This window comes from Actinocorallia sp. B10E7 (assembly GCF_039871655.1).
Lineage (GTDB): Bacteria > Actinomycetota > Actinomycetes > Streptosporangiales > Streptosporangiaceae > Actinocorallia.
This window is the reverse complement of sequence record NZ_JBDPLZ010000005.1, coordinates 187,611-201,580: the sequence shown is the minus strand read 5'-3', so window position 1 is coordinate 201,580 and position 13,970 is coordinate 187,611. Positions and strand designations below refer to the sequence as shown.

General features: G+C 70.8%; 13 protein-coding genes. 3 read left to right on the top strand and 10 right to left on the bottom strand.

What is annotated here, in order from left to right; all coding sequences use genetic code 11:
• Positions 1-41 precede the first annotated feature (41 nt).
• Positions 42-833 carry an ABC transporter ATP-binding protein gene (locus ABGB12_RS18720; protein WP_347679566.1) on the bottom strand — a complete coding sequence of 264 codons (792 nt, stop codon included), beginning with the start codon at positions 831-833 and terminating at the stop codon, positions 42-44.
• Positions 834-955: 122 nt separating this feature from the next.
• On the opposite strand from ABGB12_RS18720, the gene ABGB12_RS18715 reads away from it, so the two are divergent.
• Positions 956-1,684, top strand: a complete 729-nt coding sequence (locus ABGB12_RS18715; RefSeq protein WP_347679564.1) for a hypothetical protein — start codon at positions 956-958, stop codon at positions 1,682-1,684.
• Between the two features lie 6 nt (positions 1,685-1,690).
• Here the strand turns inward: ABGB12_RS18715 and ABGB12_RS18710 are convergent, their stop codons facing one another.
• The 5 genes from ABGB12_RS18710 to ABGB12_RS18690 form a co-directional block, all read right to left on the bottom strand.
• The gene (locus ABGB12_RS18710; protein WP_347679562.1) at positions 1,691-3,205 is read right to left on the bottom strand and encodes a protein kinase; all 1,515 of its coding nucleotides are present in this window, start codon (positions 3,203-3,205) and stop codon (positions 1,691-1,693) included.
• Positions 3,206-3,269: 64 nt separating this feature from the next.
• The gene (locus ABGB12_RS18705; protein ID WP_347679560.1) at positions 3,270-3,953 is read right to left on the bottom strand and encodes an RDD family protein; all 684 of its coding nucleotides are present in this window, start codon (positions 3,951-3,953) and stop codon (positions 3,270-3,272) included.
• Between the two features lie 55 nt (positions 3,954-4,008).
• Positions 4,009-4,389 carry a DUF2752 domain-containing protein gene (locus tag ABGB12_RS18700; RefSeq protein ID WP_347679558.1) on the bottom strand — a complete coding sequence of 127 codons (381 nt, stop codon included), beginning with the start codon at positions 4,387-4,389 and terminating at the stop codon, positions 4,009-4,011.
• 101 nt (positions 4,390-4,490) lie between these two features.
• Positions 4,491-5,258 carry a protein phosphatase 2C domain-containing protein gene (locus ABGB12_RS18695; RefSeq protein ID WP_347679556.1) on the bottom strand — a complete coding sequence of 256 codons (768 nt, stop codon included), beginning with the start codon at positions 5,256-5,258 and terminating at the stop codon, positions 4,491-4,493.
• A gap of 245 nt (positions 5,259-5,503) precedes the next feature.
• Entirely contained in the window at positions 5,504-6,337 is an 834-nt protein-coding gene (locus tag ABGB12_RS18690) for a hypothetical protein (protein ID WP_347679554.1), read from the bottom strand.
• Between the two features lie 139 nt (positions 6,338-6,476).
• On the opposite strand from ABGB12_RS18690, the gene serB reads away from it, so the two are divergent.
• Positions 6,477-7,667: a phosphoserine phosphatase SerB gene (gene serB, locus ABGB12_RS18685; RefSeq protein ID WP_347679552.1), complete on the top strand. Its 1,191-nt coding sequence runs from the start codon at positions 6,477-6,479 to the stop codon at positions 7,665-7,667.
• A 48-nt stretch (positions 7,668-7,715) separates the two neighbouring features.
• Here serB and ABGB12_RS18680 read toward each other — a convergent pair whose 3' ends face one another.
• From ABGB12_RS18680 to ABGB12_RS18665, 4 genes are all read right to left on the bottom strand, one after another.
• Positions 7,716-8,186 (bottom strand): histidine phosphatase family protein, encoded by a 471-nt coding sequence (locus ABGB12_RS18680; protein ID WP_347679550.1) that lies wholly within the window; start codon positions 8,184-8,186, stop codon positions 7,716-7,718.
• Between the two features lie 172 nt (positions 8,187-8,358).
• A complete protein-coding gene (locus ABGB12_RS18675; RefSeq protein ID WP_347679548.1) occupies positions 8,359-10,629 on the bottom strand; it encodes a sodium-translocating pyrophosphatase in 2,271 nt (756 codons plus the stop codon).
• Positions 10,630-10,794: 165 nt separating this feature from the next.
• Positions 10,795-11,160 carry an ATP-binding protein gene (locus ABGB12_RS18670; RefSeq protein ID WP_347679546.1) on the bottom strand — a complete coding sequence of 122 codons (366 nt, stop codon included), beginning with the start codon at positions 11,158-11,160 and terminating at the stop codon, positions 10,795-10,797.
• A 5-nt stretch (positions 11,161-11,165) separates the two neighbouring features.
• A complete protein-coding gene (locus ABGB12_RS18665) occupies positions 11,166-11,519 on the bottom strand; it encodes an STAS domain-containing protein (protein WP_106396935.1) in 354 nt (117 codons plus the stop codon).
• A 170-nt stretch (positions 11,520-11,689) separates the two neighbouring features.
• On the opposite strand from ABGB12_RS18665, the gene ABGB12_RS18660 reads away from it, so the two are divergent.
• Positions 11,690-13,963: a DEAD/DEAH box helicase gene (locus ABGB12_RS18660; protein ID WP_347679543.1), complete on the top strand. Its 2,274-nt coding sequence runs from the start codon at positions 11,690-11,692 to the stop codon at positions 13,961-13,963.
• The last annotated feature ends 7 nt before the right edge of the window (positions 13,964-13,970 follow it).

Sequence of the window (13,970 nt, the reverse complement as noted above, 5' to 3'; positions counted from 1 at the left end):
ACCGATCGTAGAGAGCGATCAGGATCGCCCCCACTTCGGGGTCATCTCATGTCAGAGCGGGCATACCACCGGTCGTCGTGGTGCTCCACCCGCAGCGGGATGCCGAAGCAGGAGCTCAGGTTCTCCCCGGTCAGCACCTCGTCGGCCTTGCCCGCGGCCACCACCCTGCCCTTGCGCAGCAGCAGGGCGTGGGTGAACCCCGGCGGCACCTCCTCCAGATGGTGCGTGACCACCGCCATCGTGGGGGCCGCCACGTCCTCGGCCAGCCGGGACAGCCGGGCCACCAGCTCCTCCCGGGCGCCCAGGTCGAGCCCGGCGGCGGGCTCGTCCAGCAGGAGCAGCTCCGGGTCCGGCATCAGCGCCCTGGCGATCTGGACACGCTTGCGTTCCCCTTCCGAGAGGGTGTTAAAGCGCCTGCGCACCAGCTCGGTACAGCCCAGCGCCTCCAGCAGGGCGACCGCACGGCCGACGTCCGTCGAGTCGTACTCCTCCTGCCAGCGCCCCAGGATGGCGTAGGAGGCGGTCAGCACCAGGTCCATGACCGTCTCGCCCGCCGGCACCTTCTCGGCCACCGCCGCGCTGGCGAAGCCGATCCGGGGCCTCAGTTCGAAGACGTCGGTCTGGCCCAGGGTCTCCCCCAGCACCTCCACCCGGCCCTCCGTCGGGTAGAGGGTGGTCGCCGCCACCTGGAGCAGGGTCGTCTTGCCGGCTCCGTTGGGCCCGATGACCACCCAGCGCTCGCCCTCGTTGACCGTCCAGTCGACGCCGTCGAGCAACACGGCTCCCTCGCGCCGGATCACGACGCCCTCGAGCCTCAGTACCTCACCGCTCATTAAGATCCTCCAACGACAACCTTATTGCAGGCAGGGACCCCGGCTCCGGTTCCGCGGGAATCGCGGGGACGTCCCGCCGCACCGCCGAGGAGACGCTCCGAAAGCCGGTTATCGTGTTTCTCATGCGTGGCTCTCGTCCCTCTCCCACTCTGGTCGCCTGGGCGAACGCCTGGCTCACCGGCCATGTCGGCCTCGACGAGGCCGTGGACGTGGTCGAGCGCACCGGCCCGCACCTGGCGGGGCAGGTTCCGTTGCGCTCCTGGCTGGCCGACCTGCGCCCGCGCGGCCTCACCGGGCTGCGCCTGGCGCTGCCCGCCCCCGGCGATCCGCTGGGCCTGAACGGCCCCGCCGAGTTCAACCAGGCGGCGGTCGAGGCCGGAGAGGGCGTCATCGTCCTGCTCGACGGCTCGGCGGTGGGCCTGGTCCCGGCCGAGGACCGGCGCGGCTCGTCCTACCAGGGCACCCGCTGGGAGCTGTTCCCGGCCCGCTCCGTGCCGCCGGACGTCCCGTCGCTGGCCGACGCCGAACGCCGGCTCGCCCTGGCGATGCGCGAGGTCACCGAGATCATGAGCGACCTCGACGACATCGGCGGCGACCGCTCCGGGGTCCTCAAGGCGCTGCGCGACGACGCCGACAGCGGGCTCGCCCCCGGCTACCCCGCCCGAGCCCACCGGGTCGACGCGCTGGCCACCCGGCTGACCCTGATCCTCGACCTCGCCGACGCCGCGGCCGGGCACAACCTCACGGCCGGCCAGATGCTCCGCCGGGCCGACGCGCTGGCCCTGCTGGACCAGGCGGTCCGCCGGGCCCGGGTCGCCGCGCACGGCGCGGTCTTCGAACCGGCGAGATGACACCGCTCAGCCCTGGATCACCCTGGTGCCGCACACCTTGTCGGCGAAGGTCTGCTTCTGCGGGTCCCACAGCGGGTTGAGGAAGCCGATGAGCAGCGACCACCAGTTGACGATCTGGGCGTAGGACCGGGCGACGCCGCGGAACAACCCGATCCGTTCCCCCGTCCGGGCGTCCACCACCCGGAGCACGCACAGGCCCTTGCCCGGGCTGAAGCCGAGCAGCCCCTCCATCATCCCGTACCCGAAGTACACGAGCGCCCAGACGAAGAACATCGCGGCGGCCTGGGCGTCGGTGGGATCCGCCTCCGGCGGGTCGTTCCAGGTCACCAGGACCAGGAACATGATCACGATGAAGAAGCCGAGGCACCAGTCGACCGCGAACGCACCGACCCTGCGCCAGTAGGGGGCGGCCCGATCCGCGCCCAGGCCGTAGGGCTGCTGGTAGGGCTGCGGGTACGCCGGGGCGAACTGCTGCGGCGCGGCCTGCCGGTAGGGCGGCTGAGTGGGGGCCCAACCCACCGACGGGCCGTGGGCCGCCGCCCCGTACCCGGGGTCGTGGACGGGCGGCCGTGACGGCTGGGAGAACGGGAGCCCCGAGGGCGGAGGCGTGACGGGCCCCTGGGTGGCGTGGCCCGGGGCCTGGGCCGCGAACGGCGGCGGCGTCCGGTGCTGCGGCGGAGGTGTCGCGCCGAACGTCTGGGACGGGGCCCGCTTGAGCTCCTCGCGTACGAACTCGAGCCGGCTCAGAGCCGCCTCGGCCGTCCGGGGCCGGTCGGCGGGGTCCTTGGCCAGCAGGTCGACGATCAGGCGGTTCAGCGACTCCGGCAGGTCGGGACGGAGCGTGCGCGGCGGATCCGGCGCCTTCTGCAGATGGGCGTAGACGAACTCCGGCAGCGTGGTGCACTCGAACGGCGGCCGTCCGGTGACCATCTCATAGAGCAGGATCCCGAAGGAGTACAGGTCGCACCGGCCGTCCACCTCGGTGTTGCCGGTGAACTGCTCGGGGGCCATGTAGGCGGGCGTCCCCACCACCGAGCCCGTCATCGTGGCGTCGGTGAACCGCGCGATCCCGAAGTCCAGGATCTTCAGGCCGCCCTTGTCGAGGACCATCACGTTGCCGGGCTTGACGTCCCGGTGGACGACGCCCTGGGCGTGCGCCGCGCCCAGCGCCCCGAGCAGCTCCGCCGCGATCTCCAGCGACCGCTCCAGCGGGATGCGCCCCTCCTCCAGGAGGGTCTTCAGGTCACGGCCCTCGAGGTACTCCATGACCAGGTAGAGCGTCTGCTCGTACTTGCCGATGTCATGGACGACCATGATCCCCGGGTGGGAGAGGCCGGCCCCGATCTGCGCCTCGCCCCGGAACCGGCGGACCGCGTCCTCGGTGGGGGTGACCGCCAGCGTCTTGATCGCCACCCGGCGGCCGAGCATGGTGTCGCGGCCCTCCCAGACCGCGCCCATGCCGCCCTGGCCGATCTTCCTGACCAGCTCGAACCGATCGGCGAGCACCAGGCCCTCGCGCAAGGGAGACCTCCCGGGAACGATGAGCGGGGCGTCCCTTGAGGGACGCCCCGCCGAGACGAGGGCGTCAGACCGAGCGGACGACGACCGTGTTCATGACCTTGTCGGCGAAGGTCTGCTTCTTGGCGTCGAACAGCGGCCACAGGTAGCCGATGTAGCAGGGGAGCCCGTCCAGGATGTGCGCGAGGTAGCGCACGAACGACATGCCGAAGCCGATCGGCTGGCCGGTCTGCTCGCTGATCACGCGGATGTTGGTGAGCTTCTTGCCCGGCGTCTGGCCGGTCGTGCCCTGCTGGTAGAGGAAGAAGAGCATGATCACGAAAGCGATCGCGTAGCCCAGCAGCGTGAGGAGGATGCCGGCGCCGCTGCCACCGCTGGTCGAGTACGATCCCGTGACGGGGTCGTACTCGAGGCTGGTGCTGCTCATGGCTGCGCCGATGCCCGCCAGGATGCCGGCCGGGACACCCGCGATGAGGCCGTCGACCAGGGTCGCGGCGAACCGCGAGCCCCAGCCGGCGTAGGCGCCGTACGCGCCGCCCGCGAAGCCGTAGGGCTGCTGCTGCGGCACGCCGTACTGCGGCTGCGCCGCCGCGGGGAAGGCGGGCTGCGCGGGGTAGGCCGGAGGCGGGGAGGCCTGGTAGGCCGGGGGCTGCGGCGGCGGCGTCTGCGGGCCGCCGTAGGGGTTCGCGGGAGGCTGCTGCCCATAACCGGGCTGCTGCTGACCGTAGGGGTCGTAGGGGGGGTTTCCCACGTTGACTCTCTCCTTGTGAATGTGCCGTCGCGTCAGCCGGGTTCGGCGTGCGCTGTCAGAGGATTCCGAATCGGACGAGTTGCCAGATCCCGGAACCCGCTATGGCGGTGCCGAGAATCCAGGCACGCACCTGCGGTTTCCACGTCCGCCATCGTGCTCCGAGCCCCAGCGGCGCCACGGCGAAGACCATGGCCCCGATGAACACCAGGGGATTGGCGGCCAGTGCCCGGAGCAGATGCCCGGACCCGAGCTCGATGAAGACGGTGGTGCCGCCGCAGAAAGGGCAAGGGATGTCGGTCAACGCTCGGATGGGGCACAGGACGCCGGGGTCGTGGACCCCGTGCGCGAACGCGACGGACACCGCGAGTGCCGCCATCGCCGCGATCCTGCCCGCGGCCATCCCGACGGGACGGCTCAACGCCGTGCCCCCCGTCATGAAAGCCTCCACCCGACCTCGTCCCTTTGTTGACCCCTTATACCGGCCTGACTACTGCGACTGTCAAGCCGGGGAATCGCCCCGGAACCAGACCGTGATGGTCAGTTTCCCGCGACCGCTCCCACCAGGGTGGGACGCTGGATCGGGCCTCCTGGTTCTGCCTCGAGCACATCTGCCACGACGCAGGTGATGTTGTCGGGCCCGCCGTGGGCGCGCGCGGCCCCGATGAGCCTGGCGACGGCCTGCTCGCGCTCCTTCTCGGCGGAGAGGATGTCGAAGATCTCCTGGGGGCCGACCGGGCCCGACAGCCCGTCGGAGCACAGGAGGTAGCGGTCGCCGAGCCGGGCGTCCCGGGGGGCGAGGTCGGGGTCGCGGTCGGGGCCGCCGTCCAGCACCTTGAAGAGCATGTGGGACAGGTGCGAGTTCTCCCCGGAGTCGCCGCCGTCGGCCAGGAGTTGGGCGAGGGTGTGGTCGCTGGTGATCTGGAAGAGCACGCCGTCCCGCAGGAGATAGGCCCGGGAGTCGCCGATGTGGGCTATCGCGAATTTACTGGTGCCGTTCCACAACATCGCCGTCAGGGTGGTGCCCATCCGGTTGAGCTCGGGGTGCGCGGAGATCGCCTGGCCCAGTGCGCTGTTGACCTCCGAGACGGCCCGCGCCAGGGTGCCCTGCAGCTCCGCTTCCGCCACCGGGGCGTCGAACCGGCGCAGCGCGTTGATGACGGTGGAACTGGCGACCTCGCCGCCTGCGTAACCGCCCATCCCGTCCGCCACGGCCAGCAGGAAAGGACCGGCATAACCGGAATCCTCGTTGTTCTCCCGGTTGCAACCGATGTCGGAACCCGCTGCGTACCTGATTGCGACGTTCATACCAGTTTCGATGACGATCTCCTTGCGGTGGTTCATTACACCACCGCGCCTAGCGACCCTGCGAGCGGCCTTTGGTCAGCGTAGTGGGTCACCGTCCTCCAGTCCGGTCCGCAGGGCTGCTTTGTGCCTCTTACAAAGCTACTGCGCCCCGGAACAATCCGGGATCGGTCTCGGGAGCCAATCCGTTCGCCTCGCCTCACCTCTCAGGACGACGATCCGGTACAACGGCGGAATACCTCAGCCGGTCATCCTGGCGACGATGCCGTCGCCAGAGGGGACATCCTCATTCCGACCGCGTATCGGCCGTCCTGTCCGTCGGCGGCCTGGGAGATCAGCTGCCGTCCTTCGACGCCCTGTTCACGCCTCCAGAAGGCACCGTCGAAACGCCAGGCGCCCGCCCGCCGGGCCACGGCGGACTCCCCCACCACCCAGGCTTCAGATCCGCGGGCTTCGGCGTCGTGCACCCGTACCGGGCCGCTCTTCTTGGTCCACTTCGTTCCGTCGTACCGGAAGACGACCGGGCCCCTGAGGTCCTCGCCGAAAGCCCACGCCCCTCCGGAGCCGACCGCCACGACGGACATGAGAACGGCGTCCTCGACCGTCAGAGAGTCCTCCCAGCCGGAACCTGTCCAGCGCAGCAGCCGGGAGGGCCGGTCAGCACGCCGCTTCTCCGGAGGCACGGGAGTCAGGCCGCACTCCTCGGGCTCCTCGCCCGCGTACCCGAACTCGCCCGGCAGAAGGAGCCAGGTGTTGCGGGCGCCCGAGGCGCTGAGCCTCGTGCCGACCACGTCCTCCCCTCGCGGGTACGTCGGTTCCGAGGGCAGGGCGCTGGAGCGCCGGCGCTCGCCGTCCCAGTGGTAGGAGACCGGCCTCGCGTACCCGCGGCGGCCGATGCGTTCGCCGAGCACCCAGGCGGCGCGCGAAGAGGCGGCGGCGAACGCGTAGAAGCGGACGTGGCCCGCTTCCGCCCTCAGGACGGTCTTCCACCAGAGCGGCTCGACGGCCGAGGCGGAGGCCACGCAGGCCATCACGAGGACGGTGATCAGCGCGAACGCGGTTCGCACCGGTCCGCGTCTCATGTTCCGCCCTCCGCCGGCCACGCCCGAATCCGGTCGAATCGGCAGATTCCCGCCGGGGAGGGGGCCTGGCCTCGGCCCCGTCCGAATGCTGGACTCGATGCCCGGGCCGCCGCTACGGACCGGTACCGTGGTCATCGGTATGGAACGGACGCTGCTCATCACGCTGACCGGCAAGGATCGCCCCGGGGTGACCTCCCGGCTCTTCGGCACCCTGGCCGGCTTCCCGGTCGAGATCTCCGACATCGAACAGGTCGTGATCCGCGGCCGCCTGGTGCTGGGCGTGCTCGTCACCCACACCTCCGAGGTGGACGCCCTGTGGGGCGCGGTCAAGAAGGTGGCCGACGACCTGGAGATGGAGGTGGAGCTGTCCACCGGCGGCTCCAAGATCCCCAGGCGCAAACGCTCCCAGCTGCACGTGACGGTGCTGGGCAGCCCCCTCACCCCCGCCGCGATGGCCGCCGTGGCGGGCCGGATCGCCAGCCACGGCGCCAACATCGACCGCATCGAACGGCTCGCCAGCTACCCGGTGACCGCGGTCGAGCTGCTGGTCTCCGGCGCCGACCCCGCCTCGCTGCGCGCCGCGCTGTCCGCCGAGGCCGCCGAGGCCCAGGTGGACGTCGCGGTCCAGCGGGCCGGGCTGCACCGCAAGGCCAAGCGCCTCATCGTCATGGACGTCGACTCCACCCTCATCCAGGGCGAGGTCATCGAACTGCTGGCCGAGCACGCCGGGCAGCTCGACAAGGTCGCCGAGATCACCGAGGCGGCGATGCGCGGCGAACTGGACTTCGCCGGCTCCCTGCGCGAGCGCGTCGCCCTGCTGGCCGGGCTGGACGCCTCGGCCATCGACGCCGTCCGCGACAAGATCGAGCTCGCCTCGGGCGCGCGCACCCTGGTGCGGACCCTCAAGCGCCTGGACTACAGGTTCGCCATCGTCAGCGGCGGCTTCACCCAGGTCACCGACGCCCTCGCCGCCGACCTGGGCATCGACTACACCGCCGCCAACACCCTGGAGATCGTCGACGGCAAGCTCACCGGACGGGTGGTGGGCCCGATCATCGACCGGGCGGGCAAGGCCGACGCGCTGCGCCGGTTCGCCGCCCAGGCGGGCGTCCCGATCACCCAGACGGTCGCCGTGGGCGACGGCGCCAACGACCTGGACATGCTCCAGGCGGCCGGACTCGGTGTGGCCTACAACGCCAAGCCGGTGGTGCGCCGCGCCGCGCACACCGCCGTCAACGTGCCCTACCTGGACACGATCCTCTTCCTGCTGGGCATCTCCCGGGACGAGATCGAGGCCGCGGACGCCGCGGACGCCGAGAACGCCTCCTGAGGGAGCCCGCCCCGGGTGTCCCGCCGTCCGGCGGAACGCCCCTTCGAGTCAGATGGTCTTGGGCGTCCGGTAGGCCAGGAGCGTGCCGCCGCGCGCCTGCCAGTCCGCCAGTTCGATCACGCCGAGCGCGCAGGTGGGGAAGTCCTCGACCTGCTCTCCGCCCGCGACGATCACCAGTTCGTGCACCGCCGGGTTGTGGCCGACCAGCAGGATCGTCCTGGCCTCCTCGACCTCCGCTCCGGTCAGGTGCACCAGGTCCAGCAGGTCGTAGCCGTCGCCGGTGTAGATGGACCGCTCGAACCGCGCCGGGGCGGTCAGGCCCAGTTCCTCCAGCGTCTGCCTGGTCCGCAGCGCCGTGGAGCAGAGCACCAGGTCCGGCTCCAAGCCTTGCGCGCGCAGGAAGTCGCCCATCGCCGCGGCGTCCCGCCGCCCCCGCTCCGCCAGCGGACGCTCGTGGTCGGCCAGGCCCAGCCCGACCTCCGCCTTGGCGTGGCGCAGCACCAGCAACCTTTTGCTCACGGCGCGACCGACCATGCCACAAACCACAAGATCGCCATAATCGCGAGCATGCCGCCAAAGATGACGGCGAACCCTTTAGCACCATTCATGGCCCAAGCGTAAGCGTCCCACAAGCCTCTCCAGCACCACCCTGTGGATGAGCTTCCTCTCCCCTCGGACGGGCGGTCCGGCCTCAGCGGCGGGTGGCCCGCGGCAGCGGCGCCCCCACGGCACCGCGATGACCGGAGACGGCGACCGCGGCCACGATGACGGCCACCACCACGATCGTCACGGACGCGCGCAGAACGGTGTCGCCCGCCGCGGTGACGACCGCGGGGGCGATCAGCAGGGAGACCAGGTTCATCACCTTGATCAGCGGGTTGATCGCCGGGCCCGCGGTGTCCTTGAACGGGTCGCCGACGGTGTCGCCGATGACGGTGGCGGCGTGGGCCTCGGACCCCTTGCCCCCCAGCCAGCCGTCCTCGACGACCTTCTTGGCGTTGTCCCAGGCGCCTCCGGCGTTGGCCAGGAAGACGGCCATCAGGGCGCCCGCGGCGATCGCCCCCGCCAGGAACGCGCCCAGCGGGGCGTAGCCGAGCGCGAACCCCACGGCGATCGGGGTCATGATCGCCAGCAGGCCGGGGGTGACCAGCTCGCGCTGGGCGTCCCGGGTGCAGATGTCGACGACCCGGTCGTAGTCGGGCCGCTCGGAGAAGTCCATGATCCCGGGCTTGGTGCGGAACTGCTCCCTGACCTCGACGACGACCCGGCCCGCCGCCCGCCCCACCGCCATGATCGCCAGCCCGGAGAACAGGAAGACGACGGAGGCGCCGATGAGCAGGCCGATCAGGACGTTCGGCTGGTCCACCGAGAGGTTGAAGTCCAGGAAGGTGGCGCCGATGGCCCGCCGCGCCTCCCCGCTCGTCTCCGCCAGCGCCCCCTCCACGGTCGTGCGGAAGGATCCGAACAGGGCGGTCGCGGCCAGGACCGCCGTCGCTATGGCGATGCCCTTGGTGATCGCCTTGGTGGTGTTGCCGACGGCGTCCAGACGCTCGAGGACGACGGCGGCCTCGCCGTTGACGTCCCCGGACATCTCGGCGATGCCCTGCGCGTTGTCGGAGACGGGACCGAACGTATCCATCGAGACGATCACGCCGACGGTGGTGAGCAGTCCCGTGCCCGCCAGCGCGACGGCGAACAACGCGACCGTGGTGTTCCCGGAGCCGAGGAGGAAGGCCCCGTAGATGGCTCCCGCGATGAGGAGAGTGGAGTAGACGGCCGACTCCAGGCCCAGGGCCACCCCGGAAAGGATGACCGTCGCCGGGCCCGTACGGGCGCTCTGGGTGACCTCTCGGACGGGTTTGCGGTTGATCTCGGTGAAGTAGCCGGTGAGCAGCTGGATCGCGCCCGCCAGGACGATGCCGATCAGCACCGCGCCGATCGCCACGAGCCTCGGGTTCCCGCCCTCGCGGACTCCCCCGTCCAGTTCCGCGAAGGTGGACGGCAGGTACAGGAAGGCGGCCGCCGCCACCGCGACCGCGGAGATCGCCGCGGCCAGGAAGAAGCCGCGGTTGATCGCCGTCATCCCCGAGCGGTCCCTCGCCCTCGGTGCGACGGCGAAGATGCCGATCACCGCGGTGACCACGCCGATCATCGGGACGATCAGCGGGAAGACCAGCCCCTGCGTGCCGAACGCCGCGCCGCCGAGGATCAGCGCGGCCACGAGCATCACCGCGTAGGACTCGAACAGGTCGGCCGCCATCCCCGCGCAGTCGCCGACGTTGTCCCCCACGTTGTCGGCGATCGTCGCGGCGTTGCGCGGGTCGTCCTCCGGGATGCCCTGCTCGACCTTGCCCACGAGGTCCGCGCCGACGTCCGCGGCCTTGGTGAAGATGCCGCCGCCGACCCGCATGAACATCGCCAGCAGGGCCGCGCCGAACCCGAACCCCTCCAGGACGACGGGCGCGTCGCCCCGGTAGATCAGCACGACGAGGGCCGCGCCGAACAGGCCGAGCCCGACGGTGAACATCCCGGCCACACCGCCCGTCCGGAAGGCGATGCGCATGGCCTGCCTCTCCCCGGTGTCTCGGGCCGCGGCGGCCACCCGGACGTTGCCCCGGACCGCCAGCCACATGCCCACGAAACCGGTGGTCCCGGAGAACAGCGCGCCGAGCACGAAGAAGACCGACCTGCCGACCCGCGTCCCCGTGCTCTCCGCGGGCAGCAGCAGGAGGAGAAGGGGGATCAGCACCACGAAGACGCCGACCGCGCGGAACTGGCGTTTGAGATAGGCGCCCGCCCCCTCCTGCACGGCCAGAGCGATCTGCTGCATCCGGGGTGTGCCCTGCCCCGCCGCCAGCACCTCGCGGACCAGCCCGGCCGCCACGGCCAGGGCCAGCAGGGCGATCACCGCGACGATGACGACGAGGAAGAGGTCTCCCCCGCCCAGTGCGACCTCGCCCATCCGTCCTCCCCGGTCGTGCGGTGCGGTTCCGGGGAAGGTATGCACGGCTTTTGCGCCGGGAAAAGTACTAAATTCTCACTGGAAAGGTAATTTCATTTCCGGTCAAGTCCGGCAGACATGCAAAAGACCTCACGTTGGGGAACGTGAGGTCTTTTTGGGGACGAGTTAGCGCGCCGGCCAGCTCATGCTGATCGTCGTCCCGCCCTCCGAGGAGACGATCTCGAGCTCGTCCGCGAGCCCCTTGATCACGGCCATGCTCAGGCCGTCCTCCGGCTCGTCCGGGGCCCGGTCGCTGATCGAGACCGAGAAGCGGCTCCCGCCGTCGGTCAGGCTCAGCAGCACCGGCTCCTCGGGGCAGTGCTTCTGGTGCGCCTCCACGGCGCGCGAACAGGCCTCGCCCACCGCCAGGCGCACCTCGTCCAGCAGCGGGTCGTCCACACCGCTGCGCAGCGCGACCGCCTTGGTGATCATGCGCGCGGTGCGCACATGGATCGGCAGCGCGCTGAACGCGACCTCGACTGTAGAAGACACGGGAGCTACTTCGCGCTCTTGCGGTTCTCCCGCGCCTCCTCGAGCGAGGTGTGGATCCCGAAGACCTTGGTCAGACCCGTGATCCGGAAGATCTTGAGAATGCGCTCCTGGGTGCAGACCAGTTCCAGCGAACCGTCATGCGCCCGAACCCTCTTCAGACCACCCACCAGGACGCCGAGGCCGGTCGAGTCCAGGAACTCGACCTTCTCCATGTCCACGAGGAGGTGGAACTTGCCCTTGTTGACCAGGTCGATGAGCTTCTCCCGGAGCTTCGGCGCCGTGTAGACGTCGATCTCCCCCTCCACGTTGATGACCGTGAGGCCGTCGTCGGTGGTGTAGTCGTTCACCTTCAGGTCCACAGAACCTCCTGCGCATTCCTGCCGCAATGTGATCGGACGTCGCAGCGCTCGCCCGCCGAAATTCAACCATGCCCCGGAGACGTGTTCGCACGAAATCCTCTGTTCAGCGGTCCGGCAGGGGCCGGCTACCGCGGTCAGGGGGCCGGGGCGTTCCCTGGTCCCTTCCCACGATGTCAGACTGGAAACCTGTGTCCGCACACGAACTTCTCCGGCAACTGCTGCGCGATCCCCGGCGCCGCGGACGGGTGACCCATGTCGAGACGGTGCCCGCCCGGCCCGCCGCTCCGGCCGGGTGGCCCGACTGGGCACCGGATCCCGTGCGCTCCGCCCTGAGCTTCCCCGAGCTGTGGAAACACCAGGTCAGAGCCGCTTCGCTGGCTCACGAGGGCCGATCTGTGATCATCGCCACAGGCACCGCCTCGGGCAAGTCGCTGGCCTATCTGCTGCCTTCGCTGAGCGCGGCGCTGGACGACGAGACGACGCTCTACCTCGCGCCGACGAAGGCGCTGGCCCATGATCAGGAACGTTTCGTGTCGGCCCTGGGAATTCCCTCCGTGCGGGCGGCGACCTACGACGGGGACACTTCACCGGAATCCCGGGATTGGATTCGGCGCTACGCGAACATCGTTCTTACAAATCCAGACATGTTGCACTACGGAGTGCTTCCCGGACACTCCCGGTGGTCCTCTTTTCTCCGCCGGCTGCGCTATGTGGTGATCGACGAGGCACACGGCTACCGGGGCGTGTTCGGCTCGCACGTCGCGCAGATCCTGCGGCGGCTGCGCCGGATCTGCGCCCGGTACGGGTCCTCGCCCACCTTCGTGCTCGCCTCGGCGACGGTGTCGGACCCCGCGGCCTCGGCGGCGGTGCTCACCGGGCTGCCGGTCGAGGCGGTCACCGAGGACGGCTCGCCCAGGGGCGCGATGACCTTCGCCTTCTGGGAGCCGCCGCTGCTGGAGGACGAGGTCCGCAGGCCCGCCCCCGCCGAGACCGCCGACCTGCTGGCCGACCTCGTGGCGGCCGGTGCGCAGACCCTCGCCTTCGTCCGCTCCCGGCGCGGCGTCGAGACGGTCTCGCTGACCGCCCGGCGCGTCCTGTCGGAGGTCGCGCCCGAACTCGCCGACCAGGTCGCCGCCTACCGCGGCGGCTACCTGCCGGAGGAGCGCCGCGCCTTGGAGGCGGGCCTGCGCTCCCGCTCCCTGCTGGGGCTGGCCACCACCAACGCCCTGGAACTCGGCATCGACGTCTCCGGCCTCGACGCCGTGCTGATCTGCGGCTGGCCCGGCACCCGCGCCTCCCTGTGGCAGCAGGCCGGACGCGCGGGCCGCGGCGGCCAGGACGCGCTGGCCGTCCTCATCGCCCGGGACGACCCGCTGGACACCTACCTCGTCCACCACCCGTCGGCGGTCTTCGGCACACCCGTCGAGGCCACCGTCCTCGACCCGGCCAACCCCTACGTCCTGGAGCCCCACCTGTGCTCGGCCGCCGCCGAGCTGCCCCTCACCGACGAGGATTTCACGCTGTTCGGGCCGACGTCTCCACAGGCTGTGGACGACCTCACCGCCCGGGGACTGCTCCGCCGCCGCCCCACCGGCTGGTACTGGACGCACCGCGGGCGGCCGTCCACCGACCTGCGAGGCACGGGCCCGTCCATCGTGCAGGTCGTCGAATCCGACACCGGCCGCCTCCTCGGCACCGTCGACGAGGCCTCGGCGCACGGCACCGTCCACGAAGGCGCCGTCTACGTCCACCAGGGCGAATCCTTCCTGGTGGACCTCCTCGACCTCGAGGACGGCGTCGCCCTGGTCGTCCCCGCCGCCCCCGACTACTCCACGTCGGCCCGCTCCACCACCGACATCCACATCCTCGACGAGGAGAAGTCCGTCTCCTGGGGCGAACACGCGACCCTGCACTTCGGCACCGTCGAGGTCCGACGCCAGGTCGTCTCCTACCAGATGCGCCGTCTCGCCACCGGCGAGATCATCGGCGAGAAGCCCCTCGACCTGCCCGAACGCGTCCTGCGCACCAAGAGCGTCTGGTGGACCCTCGCGCCCGGGGCCCTGGCCTCCCTGCTGACCGCCGCACCCGGCTTCGACGCCCCCGGCGCCGCCCACGCCGCCGAACACGCCTCCATCGGTCTCCTGCCGCTCTTCGCCACCTGCGACCGCTGGGACATCGGCGGTGTCTCCACACCCCTGCACCCCGACACCGGCCGCCTCACCGTCTTCGTCTACGACGGCCACCCCGGCGGCGCCGGCTTCGCCGAACGCGCCTACACCTCGGCCCGGCCGTGGCTGGAGGCCACCCGCCAGGCCATCGCCTCCTGCGACTGCGAACACGGATGCCCGTCCTGCATCCAGTCCCCCAAATGCGGGAACGGCAACGAGCCTTTGGACAAGCAGGACGCGCTGGCCCTCCTGTCCGTCCTGCTCAGCCGTCCCTGATCCTCGT